Source organism: Photorhabdus australis DSM 17609 (genome assembly GCF_000711895.1).
Classification (GTDB): Bacteria; Pseudomonadota; Gammaproteobacteria; order Enterobacterales; family Enterobacteriaceae; genus Photorhabdus; species Photorhabdus australis.
In genome coordinates this window covers 70,829-85,393 of record NZ_JONO01000005.1, presented here as the reverse complement: position 1 = coordinate 85,393, position 14,565 = coordinate 70,829, and the positions used below count along the sequence as shown (strand labels likewise).

The 14,565-nt window shown below is 40.9% G+C and carries 18 protein-coding genes and 1 pseudogene; 4 read left to right on the top strand and 15 right to left on the bottom strand.

Annotated elements, in window-relative coordinates; genetic code table 11:
* Positions 1 to 27: 27 nt before the first annotated feature.
* Together map and BO26_RS02200 are read right to left on the bottom strand one after the other, a co-directional pair.
* Complete coding sequence (map, locus tag BO26_RS02205; protein WP_036768418.1) at positions 28 to 804, bottom strand: type I methionyl aminopeptidase; 777 nt, start codon at positions 802 to 804, stop codon at positions 28 to 30.
* Positions 797 to 1,003: a ParD-like family protein gene (locus tag BO26_RS02200; RefSeq protein WP_036768504.1), complete on the bottom strand. Its 207-nt coding sequence runs from the start codon at positions 1,001 to 1,003 to the stop codon at positions 797 to 799. Before BO26_RS02200 ends, map begins: the two co-directional genes overlap by 8 nt.
* Before the next feature lie 319 nt (positions 1,004 to 1,322).
* On the opposite strand from BO26_RS02200, the pseudogene BO26_RS23880 reads away from it, so the two are divergent.
* A pseudogene (locus tag BO26_RS23880) lies at positions 1,323 to 1,391 on the top strand (tail fiber protein); the annotation flags it as partial.
* A 376-nt stretch (positions 1,392 to 1,767) separates the two neighbouring features.
* Here the strand turns inward: BO26_RS23880 and BO26_RS02195 are convergent.
* From BO26_RS02195 to BO26_RS02135, 13 genes are all read right to left on the bottom strand, one after another.
* Positions 1,768 to 3,309 carry a phosphoethanolamine transferase gene (locus BO26_RS02195; RefSeq protein WP_036768503.1) on the bottom strand — a complete coding sequence of 514 codons (1,542 nt, stop codon included), beginning with the start codon at positions 3,307 to 3,309 and terminating at the stop codon, positions 1,768 to 1,770.
* Positions 3,310 to 3,634: 325 nt separating this feature from the next.
* Positions 3,635 to 4,045 (bottom strand): nucleoside diphosphate kinase regulator, encoded by a 411-nt coding sequence (gene rnk, locus BO26_RS02190; RefSeq protein ID WP_021323558.1) that lies wholly within the window; start codon positions 4,043 to 4,045, stop codon positions 3,635 to 3,637.
* 189 nt (positions 4,046 to 4,234) lie between these two features.
* Complete coding sequence (gene npr, locus BO26_RS02185; protein WP_036768417.1) at positions 4,235 to 4,507, bottom strand: PTS phosphocarrier protein NPr; 273 nt, start codon at positions 4,505 to 4,507, stop codon at positions 4,235 to 4,237.
* Positions 4,507 to 5,358, bottom strand: coding sequence for an RNase adapter RapZ (gene rapZ, locus BO26_RS02180; RefSeq protein WP_036768416.1), 852 nt, complete (start codon positions 5,356 to 5,358; stop codon positions 4,507 to 4,509). The genes npr and rapZ overlap by 1 nt, the downstream gene beginning before the upstream one ends.
* A gap of 75 nt (positions 5,359 to 5,433) precedes the next feature.
* Positions 5,434 to 5,901 carry a PTS IIA-like nitrogen regulatory protein PtsN gene (gene ptsN, locus BO26_RS02175; RefSeq protein WP_036768415.1) on the bottom strand — a complete coding sequence of 156 codons (468 nt, stop codon included), beginning with the start codon at positions 5,899 to 5,901 and terminating at the stop codon, positions 5,434 to 5,436.
* 146 nt (positions 5,902 to 6,047) lie between these two features.
* A complete protein-coding gene (gene hpf, locus BO26_RS02170; RefSeq protein ID WP_036768414.1) occupies positions 6,048 to 6,335 on the bottom strand; it encodes a ribosome hibernation promoting factor in 288 nt (95 codons plus the stop codon).
* A gap of 23 nt (positions 6,336 to 6,358) precedes the next feature.
* On the bottom strand, positions 6,359 to 7,798 hold the full coding sequence (rpoN, locus tag BO26_RS02165; protein ID WP_036768413.1) for an RNA polymerase factor sigma-54: 1,440 nt from the start codon (positions 7,796 to 7,798) through the stop codon (positions 6,359 to 6,361).
* 27 nt (positions 7,799 to 7,825) lie between these two features.
* Positions 7,826 to 8,551: an LPS export ABC transporter ATP-binding protein gene (gene lptB, locus BO26_RS02160; RefSeq protein WP_036768412.1), complete on the bottom strand. Its 726-nt coding sequence runs from the start codon at positions 8,549 to 8,551 to the stop codon at positions 7,826 to 7,828.
* Positions 8,552 to 8,559: 8 nt separating this feature from the next.
* Positions 8,560 to 9,093 carry a lipopolysaccharide ABC transporter substrate-binding protein LptA gene (gene lptA / locus BO26_RS02155; RefSeq protein ID WP_036768411.1) on the bottom strand — a complete coding sequence of 178 codons (534 nt, stop codon included), beginning with the start codon at positions 9,091 to 9,093 and terminating at the stop codon, positions 8,560 to 8,562.
* On the bottom strand, positions 9,074 to 9,652 hold the full coding sequence (gene lptC / locus BO26_RS02150) for an LPS export ABC transporter periplasmic protein LptC (protein WP_036768410.1): 579 nt from the start codon (positions 9,650 to 9,652) through the stop codon (positions 9,074 to 9,076). The genes lptA and lptC overlap by 20 nt, the downstream gene beginning before the upstream one ends.
* A 17-nt stretch (positions 9,653 to 9,669) precedes the next feature.
* Positions 9,670 to 10,233, bottom strand: a complete 564-nt coding sequence (gene kdsC, locus BO26_RS02145; RefSeq protein WP_036768409.1) for a 3-deoxy-manno-octulosonate-8-phosphatase KdsC — start codon at positions 10,231 to 10,233, stop codon at positions 9,670 to 9,672.
* 17 nt (positions 10,234 to 10,250) lie between these two features.
* Positions 10,251 to 11,219, bottom strand: coding sequence for an arabinose-5-phosphate isomerase KdsD (kdsD, locus tag BO26_RS02140; protein ID WP_036768407.1), 969 nt, complete (start codon positions 11,217 to 11,219; stop codon positions 10,251 to 10,253).
* 23 nt (positions 11,220 to 11,242) lie between these two features.
* The gene (locus BO26_RS02135; protein WP_036768406.1) at positions 11,243 to 12,217 is read right to left on the bottom strand and encodes a calcium/sodium antiporter; all 975 of its coding nucleotides are present in this window, start codon (positions 12,215 to 12,217) and stop codon (positions 11,243 to 11,245) included.
* 227 nt (positions 12,218 to 12,444) lie between these two features.
* Here BO26_RS02135 and mlaF point away from each other — a divergent pair, with 227 nt between their 5' ends.
* The 3 genes from mlaF to mlaD are packed head-to-tail and all read left to right on the top strand — an operon-like array spanning position 12,445 to position 14,564.
* The gene (mlaF, locus tag BO26_RS02130; protein WP_036768405.1) at positions 12,445 to 13,248 is read left to right on the top strand and encodes a phospholipid ABC transporter ATP-binding protein MlaF; all 804 of its coding nucleotides are present in this window, start codon (positions 12,445 to 12,447) and stop codon (positions 13,246 to 13,248) included.
* Positions 13,249 to 13,258: 10 nt separating this feature from the next.
* Complete coding sequence (gene mlaE, locus BO26_RS02125; protein ID WP_036768501.1) at positions 13,259 to 14,041, top strand: lipid asymmetry maintenance ABC transporter permease subunit MlaE; 783 nt, start codon at positions 13,259 to 13,261, stop codon at positions 14,039 to 14,041.
* Positions 14,042 to 14,045: 4 nt separating this feature from the next.
* On the top strand, positions 14,046 to 14,564 hold the full coding sequence (gene mlaD, locus BO26_RS02120) for an outer membrane lipid asymmetry maintenance protein MlaD (RefSeq protein WP_036768404.1): 519 nt from the start codon (positions 14,046 to 14,048) through the stop codon (positions 14,562 to 14,564).
* Position 14,565: the final 1 nt, after the last annotated feature.

Sequence of the window (14,565 nt, the reverse complement as noted above, 5' to 3'; positions counted from 1 at the left end):
ATTACGAGCTGAATGTAGTTAGTCGTGTTAAACGACTAACTCTTCATCTCTAATCGTGAGCACTTCATATCCGTCGTTTGTAACCAAAATGGTATGTTCCCATTGAGCAGATAGTTTTTTGTCTCGAGTCACGACTGTCCAGCCATCTTTTTTCGTTTTAATTTTTGCGGAACCTTGGTTAATCATAGGCTCAATAGTAAAAGTCATACCTTCTTTTAGCATTAAACCGGTATCACAGTGGCCATAATGTAAAATTTGTGGGCTTTCATGCATTTCTCGTCCAATGCCGTGACCACAATATTCGCGTACAACACTATAACCTGCCCGTTCAGCGTGATTCTGAATCGCATAGCCTACATCACCTAAATGTACGCCTGGTCTCACTACTTTGATACCTTCCCACATAGCGGCATAAGTTGTTTTTACTAAATTTTTGGCTGACAATGGCGTTGCGGAGAACAGATACATTTTACTTGAGTCGGCAATAAAACCGTTTTTTTCCAATGTGATGTCTACGTTAATAATATCGCTATTTTTAATTTTATAATTTCTATTCGGAATTCCATGACAAACGACTTCATTTATTGAAGTGTTTAATACATATTGATAGCCATATTGACCTTTGCTTGCAGGACGAGCACATAAAATATTAACGATAAAGTTCTCTGCTTTATCGTTAATATCCATCGTGGTAATCCCAGGTTTAATAAATTGATCAAGCATTCCGAAAACTTGTGCAAGTAATTTGCCTGATTGTTTCATTAACTCTATTTCGGCGGGGGTTTTTATATAAATATTATTCACTATATACTCCTGATAATAATGTATTTTCTTTTTTGAATTGTTGTTGAATTATTTCACTGAACATCAAATTAGGATTTAATTCTGTAAGCATTCCCATTTTTATCCAGAACTCAGCTTGGGAGTTGATTGAACGAAACATCACACTACTCGCTTTTCTGATTTCTTCGTGTAGTTCATCAGAGATCTTCACAATACCTATAAATATAGTCCATATATGAAGCATATGTTATATGTATATTTATATCAACGTTATTGTTTAATATTTAATTCCATAATCTGCTGATGGCATGATGCCCAAGTCTTTTATCCGTAGGCTTCTGGTTGATTTATTCTGGAGTATTGAGCGGGTCAGAATATATCTGGCAGGGATTGTCTTATACCTAAACAGGTATTCGATCCCTTAGTTCCACCTAATTGTTTTTGCCGCCGCTTTAGCATCCAACGGTAATGAACTCACATACCCGCGTGAATCATAATAGGTTTCTCCTTTTACTCCTTTTTCGCAGGCCACTTCTATTTCATTAACACAAAAAGGTGTTGTTCAGCTTACAGAAGTGGCTGGTAATAGTAATACACTTGCTGCAACTTAGAAGCTTGTTTCTGGGGTGAATGACAACGCAAACAGTAAACTCGCCAAAAGCCAAAATGGCATCGACATCCCAGATAAAAATGCGTTTGTGAAAAACCTCGGTTTAGTGGAAACGGTGAATCTGGCGATAGAGTGCAGTGCCGAATAGTCGGAAAGTGAATGGTAAGGTGTTGAGTGGGGATGTCAATCTGAGTGCGGGGGATGACAAATATCCACATGCCGCTCCAAAACTGGAAACAAGCGATGAGTCGTTTTATTATTGAGTTCGGTGACCGCCTGGACGGCCACATTTAATGAAAGGCAAATACACAGAATTATTTACAGGGTAAAAATATAGTTTACGACCACACTAAATAAGTGGTCGTAATCTTATCTCATTCTATCTGTGAAAACGGTAAAATAGATTCATCTGCTGTTAACACCCTGTCATTGTTTTTTTCCTTGTTAAGGATTGATGGTTCAATATTGTATCCTGTGAGTTCTGATAATATATATTTATTCATTAACCCACTTAAATAGCCATCTTTATTTCTGAATGACTCTATAAATTGACAGTTATATTGGTGATTATTTGATTTGTACATGAAAGGCACGAGATATTGCTCTCTACCTTTTTGATAACCATGTCCTTTATTAATTATTTCCCCATGATCGGAAGTATATATCAGTGAATAATTGATGTTTTTTTTGTTAATGACATCATATATATTCTTGATGACTCTATCTGTGTAGTGGATAGTTAAGTCATACTTATCAGCATTAGGTAGTGCTAACTTATCATCGTTATCGTAATTCTTATAAGGCATATGGCTACCATGTAAATGAATTACGATGAATCTTTTTTCTTCTTTATCTGAAAGAACGTTATGTAATAGAGCGCTTAGGTTGTCATCTTTATAGTTTGTTAATTTTATTATATCGGATTTTTTTGCGATAAATCCGTATTTGGATGAGTGAAGCCCATCCAGCTCTTGCGAACCCAACCAATAAGTCTTATAGCCGTTTGATTTAGCCATTTCTATTATTGATTTGTTTTTAAATAAGTTTTCTTCGCTTTCGGGTGTATGAAATGCAAGAGACATAGAGATTGAGTTTCTTGTTATTGGTGCGCTAGAATGTGCGTTATTAATTATACATCCTCCGCTAGAAGAAAATATATTATTCATGTTTGGTGTCGTATTTAACTTATATCCATATGCACTATAATGAGTTGATAATGATGATTCACCAATTATAAAAATAATAGTGTCAATATCATTATTTTTCTTGCCTATTATTGAATCGTTGAATTTATTTATTTCACTTATATCTGCATACTTATCATTTGAATTGCTGGAAATATACAAATAAGCAAAGTCTCCAATTACAGCAGGATATCTGTCTCTTATAAATCGCCCAACTGTTTTATCATCCTCTCTAATGTCTGATAATAATTGCTTATCTATAGCAGAAGCACTAAGGAAAAATGTAGTAGAAAAAATAAATACAGGTAATGCTTTAAATGATACGTGATAATGAATGTTTCTTGTCTTTTTAGTTATTAAGTAAAATAAAGCTATTGTTACCATTATTGCTGGCAATAACATTATGAGAAATAAATGACTGACCATAGATAATGATTCTTTTTTATTCGTCTCAACAAATGAATCAAGAACTGATACTGATATTCTTTCGCCAAAAACAAGAGAATAATTTATTTGGATGAGAAGAAAGAAAAGGAGTATACCTCCAATACTGTTTAGGATCTTGTTTTTCTCCTTAATTAAAAGGAAAATCGATAATAACAGTGAAAAAGTTGATAAGTGAGGTATGCTGGAATCTTTTTGAAAGATGAAAGGGTTCAATAGATAAGTTAAACCTAATCCAATAACTATAGCTAAAATATATTTATAATATCTACGATCAATTAATTTCATGTTATTTCGTTTTATGAAAAATAAAGTGTGCATTATTATACCTTCTTTTGCACTCTATCTCCACAATAGGGCCAGATCTCATACTTTTAATATGGTTATTTTGGGTGAAAATAACTCTTTATGTGCTCAATAAAAATACAAAAAAGATATCAAAACCTATCAATAAAATTATATTGGATATGCGAAATTATCAATATCTGTGTAGCGATTGATTTTTATACAAAGCAGAATTCTGCTCTGCTGCCAGAAATGAGTATCGCTGGTTAATAAGAGATACTCAGATTCAATCATTGTGATCAGCCATGATTTAAATGGGCAGACTGAATTAACGGTGTAGCTCACCGGCAGCTTCTGGTTGGTAAAGTAATTCTAATACTTTGACTCGAGTTTCTTCGCCATTTGGCAATTTCCAACTGATTTCATCGCCAATACGAAGCCCCAATAATGCAGCACCCAGAGGAGCCATGACAGAAAGCTGGTCAGAACTGTCTTGCAGTGACGCTGGATAAACCAAAGTTCTTACCCGTTCTTCGCTGCTTGTTAGATCAAGGAAACGAACCCGGCTGTTCATAGTCACGACGTCTGATGGAATTTCTGCTGGCGGTACAATCTCTGCACGATCCAGCTCCTCATTCAAAGCGTCAGCGATACTAGTATCTGCAAACGCCGGTTGTTCCAACAGGGAGTCTAAACGTTCTGCGTCTAATTCGTTGATAATAATTGCTGGTTTAGTCATACCACACTCCAAATTGATTCCAACACAAAATAACACCCCGCACCGTAAGGAGGGGGGTGTTATTTAAAATAATTAACCTGATAGTAGGCTGTTCTTACTCGAAAAGAAAGAGATCATGATCACGAACTGTTTTGTGTTGCTAATGAAAAACAGTGAAAAGCGTGATAAGCGGGCAGTGAATCAGTGGCGTTATTCTTCGTCAAATCCCGAATCGAATAGATCAATGATAGCTGCAAGAGCCTGTTCTTCATCTGGACCGCTGGCTTCAACTTCAATATAACTACCTTTTTCTGAATCCAGCATCAGCATGGCAATTACACTGCTGGCTTCAGCTTCAACATGGCTATCATTGCGTAAGATAACGTGAGATTCAAAAAGCTGTACCAGGTCGTACAGCTTCATTGCAGGTCGGGCGTGCATGCCCAGCCGATTTTTGATTTCAAGCTTCTGCTTGACAGTCATTATTTTCGCTTTTCAAGAGTACGGTGGCGCGACTGTACGTTTTTGCCACGCGAACGGAAATAATCAGCCAACTGTTCTGCTACATAAACGGAACGATGTTTACCACCAGTACAACCAATAGCGACAGTTAGATAGCTGCGGTTATTCGTTTCAAGCATGGGGAGCCATAGTTCAAGATAGCTGCGGGTTTGATAGATGAAATTGTGCACTTCCGTATGACGGTCAAGGAAAGCAGCCACGGGACGATCAAGACCTGTCATTGGTCGTAGTTTTGGATCCCAGTGTGGATTTGGCAGGAAACGTACATCAAAAACATAATCGGCATCAATTGGGATACCATGTTTAAAACCGAAAGATTCAAAAACCATTGTTAACTCGCGTTCTCGTTTACCTAGCAGGCGAGTCCTTAACATCTCAGCCAGTTCATGGACTGACATTTCTGAAGTATCGATAATGAGATCGGCTCTTGAACGGAGTGGTTCCAGTAGATCACTTTCCTGATCAATCGCACTTTCCAGAGAAAGATTTTTGCTTGATAACGGATGCAGACGGCGAGTATCGCTGTAACGGCGGATTAATGTATTACGGTCAGCGTCAAGAAACAATAATTGTGGTGAGAAGCTGGTTGGTAGTTTGGTCAGAGCTTCTTCAAAAATTTCTGGTGACTCTGGCATGTTTCTGACGTCAATACTGACAGCGGCAGAAATATCGCGATCAGCCAGCGTATTTGCTAATTCCGGCAGTAAAACTACCGGTAAGTTATCTACACAATAAAAACCCATATCTTCCAGCGCGCGCAAGGCGACGGATTTACCCGAACCGGAACGGCCACTGACTATCATCAGCACCATGAGGCGACTCCCCTTAAATTTCTCAGTGGTTGTTATGAGCCACTGCTATCTGTTGCTTTCCATTCATTGCAACAGCTATTCAGTGATAATTGCGTAAAGTTCTTCATCACTTTGTGCCGATCTTAAACGGCGGCAGAAATTTTTATCTGCAAGACGTTTGGCAATCAATGACAATGTATGTAAGTGTGTCTGGCATTGATCGTTTGGAACCAGTAAAGCAAACAGCAAATCAACGGGTTGATTATCAATAGCATCAAAAGCAATAGGTTGTTCCAGATTCAGGAAAACTCCAACAGCTTTATCTGAGCTATTTTCCTCCAGCTTACCGTGAGGGATAGCAATACCACTACCAATTCCAGTAGTGCCTACTTTTTCGCGAGTCAATATTGCTTCGAATACGATATTTTCTGGTAATTTGAGCTGCTTAGATGCCAGCTCACTGATAATCTCTAAAGCTCGTTTTTTGCTCGAACAATGTATGTTATTGCGCGTGCATTCGAGGGAAAGAACTGAGCTTAATAGTAAATCTGCTTGGTTATTCATTTTTCTATTTTCGCTTAGGTGCCTATTGATACCGGATGCCATAGGTTATCTGTGGCATCCGGTATTTGTGCACTGTTTTACAGCAAAACTCCGCTGTTGTTACTATAGCCTTTGTTAAAAACTATAGCCTTCGTTAAAAAGGATTATTAATGTTGTCTGAGTTTGTCTTTATGTTTGGTTAGTTGACGAGCTAGTTTATCGACCAGCCCATCAATTGCTGCATACATATCTTCATGTTCTGAGGATGCGTGCAACTCACCTCCGTTAATATGTACAGTGGCCTCAGCGATTTGTTGCACTTTTTCCACCCGGAGGATTACCTGAGTCAGGTTGATCCTGTCGAAATATTGATCCAGTTTGCTGCATTTTGCAGTGATAACGTCGCGTAATGCATCAGTAATTTCAATATTGTGGCCAGTTATTTTGAGTTGCATATTGTCTTCCTTCTCTGTTCATTTCAAACCAAACGCTTACGTTGGTTTGATGGCGGAATGGATAACGACTCTCGATATTTTGCGACAGTCCGTCGGGCAACGACGATACCTTGATCAGTCAGCATGCTCGTCAGTTTGCTGTCACTTAATGGTTTAGCGGGGTTCTCCGCTGCTACCAGTTTTTTCACCAAAGCCCGTATTGCAGTTGAAGAGGCTTCGCCTCCACTTTCTGTATTGACATGGCTGGAGAAAAAATACTTCAATTCAAAAATACCACGCGGGCTATGCAGGAATTTCTGGGTAGTTACCCTGGAGATGGTAGATTCATGCATATCAACCTGGAAGGCAATGTCTGCCAGAACCATGGGTTTCATATGTTCTTCACCATGTTCAAAAAATTCCTGCTGCTGCTCTACAATGCAATGTGTAACTTTCAGCAAAGTATCATTTCGGCTTTCCAGACTTTTGATAAGCCATTTTGCTTCCTGTAAGTTATTGCGAATAAACTGGCAGTCGCTTTCATGGCGTGCATGTTGCCCGAGTTCCGCATAATGCTGATTGATGCGTAAACGAGGAATGCTATCTGCATTCAGTTCTACTTGCCAGTGTCCACTCTCTTTTCGAACCAATACATCAGGGATCACATACTCCGATTCACCCGTATTCACCGCCAGACCGGGTCTTGGTTCAAGTGATTGAATCAAATTTATCACTTCTTTCAGTGTATCTTCTTTTAGGCGACTGAGGCGGATTAAATTACGGAAATCCCGATGACCCAGTAACTCCAGATGTTCGCAGACGATCAATTTGGCTTCTTCCAGATAAGGTGTTTCTGGTGGAAACATTGAGAGCTGGATCAGAAGACAATCTTTTAGATCACGGGCCGCGACACCGATAGGATCAAAATGCTGTACCCGTTTTAGTACAGCCTCTATCTCTGCAAGAGTGAGCTGATCGTCACCAATACTGGCAAGGATATCTTCCAATGGCACAGTGAGATAACCTGTATCATCTATGGAGTCAATAATTGATGTGGCAATGGCGGCATCTGTTTCCGTGAAAGGGGTTAGCCCTGCTTGCCACATCAAATAGTCTTGCAGGGTTTGAGTTGTCTCGCCCTGGTAAAGTGGCAATTCATCATCACTATAGTCATTACGTGTACCAGAAGGCGTTCCAGCAGTGTAAATCTCATCCCAGCTTGTATCTAGCGGTAGCTCGTCTGGAAGATCCTTTTGTTGTAGGGCATCAAGCGAATCCATAACTTCGGTTTCGTTGTCAGGAGATTCCTGACTGTCGATTTCCCTGTGTTCTTCGTCCTGTTCAAGCAAAGGGTTTATTTCTAACGCTTGTTGTATTTCCTGTTGAAGTTCAAGCGTAGAAAGTTGCAACAAACGAATGGCTTGTTGAAGTTGTGGTGTCATAGTCAGTTGCTGACTAAGCTTGAGCTGCAAACTTTGCTTCATAGCGTTAAATCAATTCTCTTGGCTGAATTAGAGCCGGAAACCTTCGCCTAAGTAAACGCGCTTCACCTGTTCATTATTAAGGATATCATTAGGTGTGCCATGAGCAATCAGATGTCCCTGGCTAACAATATAAGCACGCTCGCATACATCCAGTGTTTCACGGACGTTATGGTCTGTGATAAGAACACCTAGTCCATAATCTCTTAAATGTTGAATGATCTTTTTGATGTCGATGACTGAGATGGGATCGACGCCAGCAAAGGGCTCATCTAGTAAGATAAATTTAGGGTTGGCTGCTAGTGCGCGAGCAATTTCTACACGGCGACGTTCACCGCCGGATAGTGATTGACCAAGGTTGTCACGCAGATGGCTGATATGGAACTCTTCCATTAGCTCTTCAGCCCGTTCTTTCCGTTGTTGCTGAGTCAGATCCTTGCGGATTTCCAATACGGCCATCAGGTTGTCGAAGACGCTCAGACGGCGGAAAATAGATGCTTCTTGAGGCAAATAACCAATACCACGGCGCGCACGTTCGTGAAGTGGCAGTAGGCTGATATCTTCATCATCAATGGTAATTGTTCCGGTATCCCGTGAAACAATACCCACGACCATATAGAAAGTCGTGGTTTTTCCCGCGCCATTGGGGCCAAGCAGGCCAACAATTTCGCCGGAGTTTACGTTCAAGCTGACGTTTTCAACGACCCTGCGGCCCTTGTAAGCTTTTGCCAGGTTTTCTGCATTTAGTATTGCCATATATATCGCTATTTACTCTTGTTGTTAGCCCCAGGGCCTTCTTCCTGTAACTGAGAAGGTAACAGGACGGTTGTCACGCGTTTACCTTTGTCACTGAATGCTTCCATTTGCTGGGTTGGTACCAAATAGGTGATTCGGTCGCCTTTGATATTGCTGTCCAACTGTTCCAGATAGGCATTGCCAGTCAGTGTAACCAGCTCTTTATCCATTTCGTAGCGCATTTTGGCACCACGGCCTTTGATTGGTTTGCCATTGTCCTGTAACTGATAGAACGTTACCGGATTACCAAATGCCTCAACAATCATTTTCTTAGAATCACCATTCGGCCGGGTCACAATGACTTTATCGGCGTGAATATCAATAGAGCCTTGTTTGACGATCACATTTTCTGTAAATGTGGCAGTGTTTCCTGTCATGTCAAGAGCTTGCTTGTCAGAATCAATATAAATTGGCTTCTGGGTATCATCTTTCAGTGCTAGTACGGGAAGGCTGATCGCCAAAATAGCACTGGCAATAAAAGCATTACGGATTCTGTTGTTCATGTTGAATTTCATAGTAGGTGTTAACCTTTTCAATCAGTTCAGCGGTTTTGTTCCGCAGATTGCCACGCATTTTCATCCCAACGGATTTCAATCCTACACCGATTAGTGTGACCTTATCATCGGATGAGACATCTTGGGTTACCAGGTTGACGACAGCATTCTCTGTGGTAATACGTTGTAATTGTGACGTATCAGTCAGGCTGTCAACCTGTACGTCTCCGTAAAGATAGAGCATTTTGTCATTAGTCAATTTGGCTTTGTTAGAGCGTACTGTCCATGTAGCAATGGCGTTTGAATCATATGTAATTAATACTGGTTTGGTAAACCAGGTGATTTTTGACTCGGCATAATTCTGAACATCATCAGAGACCAGTTTATACGTCAGCTTACCAGTCGGATCATAAACAAAAGTTATGGTTTCCTGACTTTGATATGTAGGCTGGTTGTTATCTGGGGCAGAAGACAATTGATTCTCGTCTGAATCAGATAAGTTCCAGCCAATTAGAGCTAAGGTGATTAATGTCAGTATTATAGCTGGCCAGGATTTGATTTTATCCATTCTCGTTTCGTTTTAACCTATATTGATAATCCTTTGGCATCTTCCAGCTTATTCTGAGCGAAAAGCACCAAATCACAAAGTTCTCTTACTGCACCGCGCCCGCCTGCAATTTGGGTGACATAATGCGCTTTTTGTAAGAGTAATGGATGTGCATCTGCCACTGCGACAGATAACCCCACTTGTTCCATGACCGGCCAGTCAATCAGATCATCACCGATATAAGCAACCTGTTCTGGTTTTAATCCCAGTTTATCTAACAGTTCTCTGTACGCCAAAGCCTTATCACTCTGTCCCTGGTAAAGATGTGTAATGCCGAGTGTGTTTGCGCGATCTTCCAGCAGTTTTGCCTTACGACCGGTAATAATAGCGACTTCAATTCCCGAAGTAATTAAGCAGCGAATCCCGTAACCATCACGAACATTAAACGCTTTTAGTTCTTCACCATTATTTCCCATATATACCAGACCGTCTGACATAACACCGTCAACGTCACAAATCAGTAAGCGGATTTTACCGGCTTTTTCGATAATGTCTTTATTCACCGGACCATAACAGGTGTCCAGATAAACTAATTGGCTCATTAAAGCATTCTCACAGGTTAAACCACGCCGGCTTGTAAAAGGTCATGCATATGTAATACACCAAGCAATTTATTTCCCTCTGTAACCAGTAAGGAAGTGATATGGCGTGATTGCATTAAGTTTAATGCATCAACTGCAAGGGCATTAGGTTTTATACGGATACCACCCGCAGTCATAACATCTGAAATTTTGACGTTGTACAAATCAATCCCCATATCAAAAACGCGGCGTAAGTCACCATCGGTAAAAATGCCATCAATATGCATATTTTCATCGCAAATGACTGTCATACCCAGTTTTTTGCGGGTAATTTCAACCAGTGCTTCACGTAAGGATGAGTTGCGGTTAATTTTTGGGATATCATCACCGGTATTCATTAAATCACTGACCAGCAGAAGAAGTTTGCGCCCAAGTGCGCCGCCTGGATGTGATAGCGCGAAATCTTCAGCGGTAAAGCCACGTGCCTGAAGTAGTGCGACAGCTAAAGCGTCTCCCATCACCAATGTTGCCGTGGTGCTCGTTGTTGGAGCTAAACCTAACGGACAGGCTTCCTGTGGGACTTTGATGCACAAATGGATGTCTGAGGCTTTTCCCATGCTGCTGTTGTGATTGTTTGTCATGCAGATGAGTGGAATTTTTTGGCGTTTTAACGCTGGGATAAGTGACAGAATTTCATTGGATTCACCAGAATTCGAAATTGCCAGAACAATATCTTTTGGGGTAATCATACCAAGATCACCGTGGCTGGCTTCTCCTGGATGAACAAAAAAGGAAGGTGTGCCAGTACTGGCAAAAGTTGCGGCGATTTTACATCCGATATGACCGGATTTCCCCATCCCCATGACAATAACTTTACCTTCGCAGTTGAACATCAGCTCACAGGTACGGGTAAAATCTTCATTTATGTATTGCTCAAGTTCTGCTAACCCATCACGCTCTATGTGTAATACTTTCTTACCCACTTGCTGAAAATCAATTTTAGGCATTTCTTTTTCCTACTAATTCTTGTTTATTCAATGCTGTAATTGGAAATAAACAGTACGATAAAATAAGCAATAAAGCAGCTTAATAACAGGACACCTTTCACTCGGTTTAACCGTTGTTTACGACCCAGACAAAATACAGCAAATATTATGCTGGTTATCATCATTACCCAAAAATCACGATGAAAAGCTTCAGGTGAAATGGCCGATGGTGAGAGTAATGCGGGAAGTCCCAGAACAATTGATATATTGAATATATTCGAGCTTATAATATTCCCGAATGCAATATCATCTTCCCCTTTAAATGCCGCTGCAATGGAGGTAGCTAATTCTGGTAAGCTGGTACCAACGGCAAGTACCGTAAGCCCGATAATTAATTCACTAATGCCATAAATACGAGCAATAACCGTTGCATTGTCAATCACCATTCGAGTTGCCATAGGTAAAATAATGAGTCCTAATAGTATCCAAAGCAAGGCAATACGTTTATTGCCCTCGATTGGTAATTCGGAGGCCTGTTCTTGAGTATAAATATCAGTTTCAGCGCGGTTCGGCAGTGTGGCCATTTTTATCATCAGTAAAATACACGCTATAGCAGAAATCAGTAATACCAATCCATCCATCCGACTAAGGTAGTTATCACTTATCAAATAGCCACAGAAAGCGGTAATCAGTAGCATCAGAGGCAGCTCTTTCCGCAGAATATCTGATTTGACTTCCATTGGACGAATCAGAGCGGCACCACCAGTTATCAGTAACAGATTGGTAATATTGGAACCAATAACATTACCAATCGCCATATCAGGTTGACCATCCAACATGGCAGTAACTGAAACCATTAATTCTGGCAGAGAAGTGCCAATGCCAACTATCGTCATACCAATAATGAATGGGGGCAGCCCCAGTGTACGGGCAAAAATTGCAGCACCATATACTAATCTATCGGAACCATATACCAGTAAAATCAACCCAGTAATTAAGAGTAAAAAGGTTAGAAACATGCAGCAGCCCTTGTAAGGTATATTCCGGATTTAATGTTAACGTTGGTTGATTTCTTAAACAAAAATTGTTTGTTTAGCTAGATAGGGGATATTCTGACGGCGGCGGGTAGAAAAGTAAAATTTGTTACAACTTTAGTGGCGAAAATTCTCCAGTTTTTTTGTAGTATATGTGATTAATATGTAAACCAAATATAAGCCAGTTTATTAACCGTTAAGGGCTATCAATAATGAGTCAACAAACAGCAAATCTCATCGAGATCCGAGGGATGTATTTTACCCGTGGGAGCCGCTCGATTTTTGCTGATATCAATCTGACTGTACCCAGAGGAAAAATTACTGCAATTATGGGGCCGTCTGGAATAGGGAAAACAACACTATTGCGGTTGATTGGTGGTCAGTTGCGTCCTGATCGAGGAGAAATCTGGTTTGATGGAGATAATATTCCGGTTCTATCTCGTCCCCGTTTGTATTCAGCTCGTAAGAAAATGAGTATGTTGTTTCAGTCAGGGGCATTATTCACTGATTTAAATGTCTTTGATAACGTTGCTTTTCCTCTGCGTGAACATACGGCGCTGCCTGAAGAAATTATCCACACTACAGTAATGATGAAATTGGAAGCCGTTGGGTTACGAGGCGCTGCGAATCTGATGCCTTCTGAACTGTCCGGTGGTATGGCAAGACGTGCTGCTTTGGCTCGTGCTATTGCTCTTGATCCTGATTTGATTATGTTTGATGAGCCTTTTGTCGGCCAAGATCCGATTACTATGGGGGTTTTGGTGAAACTGATTGATGAACTGAATAAAGCGCTTGGCGTGACCTGTGTGGTTGTTTCCCACGATGTACCGGAAGTTCTAAGCATTGCAGATTATGCTTATATTATTGCTGGACAACAGATTATTGCTGAGGGTACTGCGCAACAGTTGCAATCTAATTCTGATCAGCGGGTGCGGCAATTTCTTGATGGTATTGCTGATGGGCCGGTACCTTTCCGTTTCCCGGCTGGGGATTATAAAACTGAGTTATTAGGATAATGGGATGTTAATGTTAACACAGGTGCTAGCGGCACTTGGCAGACGGGCTATGGAGGTATTTGCCTCTTTTGGTCGTGCTGGTTTTATGCTTTTTGGTGCGATAATTGGCAGACCAGAACCTGCCAGACAATGGTCATTACTGCGACAGCAACTTTTTAGTGTGGGTGTTCAGTCATTGTTGATTATCGTGGTTTCAGGATTGTTTATTGGCATGGTGCTTGGTTTACAGGGATATCTGGTACTGACAACATACAGCGCAGAAGCCAGTCTTGGCATGATGGTGGCGGTATCTCTGTTGCGTGAATTGGGGCCGGTTGTGACAGCCCTGTTGTTTGCTGGTCGTGCAGGGTCAGCTTTGACCGCAGAGATAGGTTTGATGAAAGCTACGGAACAAATTTCCAGTTTAGAGATGATGGCTATAGATCCATTACGGCGTGTGATAGCCCCACGTTTCTGGGCTGGATTTATCAGTATGCCGTTGTTGTCCTTGATTTTTGTGGCTGTAGGTATTTGTGGAGGTGCAATGGTTGGTGTTGATTGGAAAGGGATTGACAGTGGTTTCTTCTGGGCTTCCATGCAGTCTGCTATAGAGTGGCAAAAAGATTTACTCAACTGTTTTATTAAAAGTGTTGTTTTCGCTATTACTGTAACCTGGATTGCTTTATTCAATGGTTATGATGCGATACCTACCTCAGAAGGGATCAGCCAGGCAACGACTAGAACGGTGGTTCATGCGTCATTAGCCGTTTTAGGTTTGGATTTTGTGCTGACAGCACTCATGTTTGGGAACTAAGTCAATGCAAAGCAAGAAAAATGAAATTTGGGTTGGGTTTTTTATCTTGATTGCACTGGCTGCAATCGTCTTTTTGTGTCTTAAAGTGGCAGATATTAAATCAGTAGGTAGTCAACCGACTTACCGCTTGTACGCAACTTTTGACAATATTGGGGGTCTGAAAGAACGTTCACCGGTAAAAATTGGTGGTGTAGTGATTGGCCGTGTCGTAAATATCTCTCTTGATGAGAAAACTTATACGCCACAGGTGGCACTAGATATCATGAAGCAATATAACCGAATCCCTGATACCAGCTCTCTTTCCATTCGGACTTCGGGTTTGTTGGGTGAACAATATATTGCCCTAAATATGGGGTTTGAAGATCCCGATATGGGAACCAATATTCTGAAAGATGGTGACCGTGTGCAGGATACCAAATCAGCAATGGTACTTGAGGATATGATCGGTCAGTTCCTGTATAAAAGCGGAGATAATTCTCAAGGTGGGGCTGAGCATACTTCAGCGCCCACAGCCAGTAACTGAA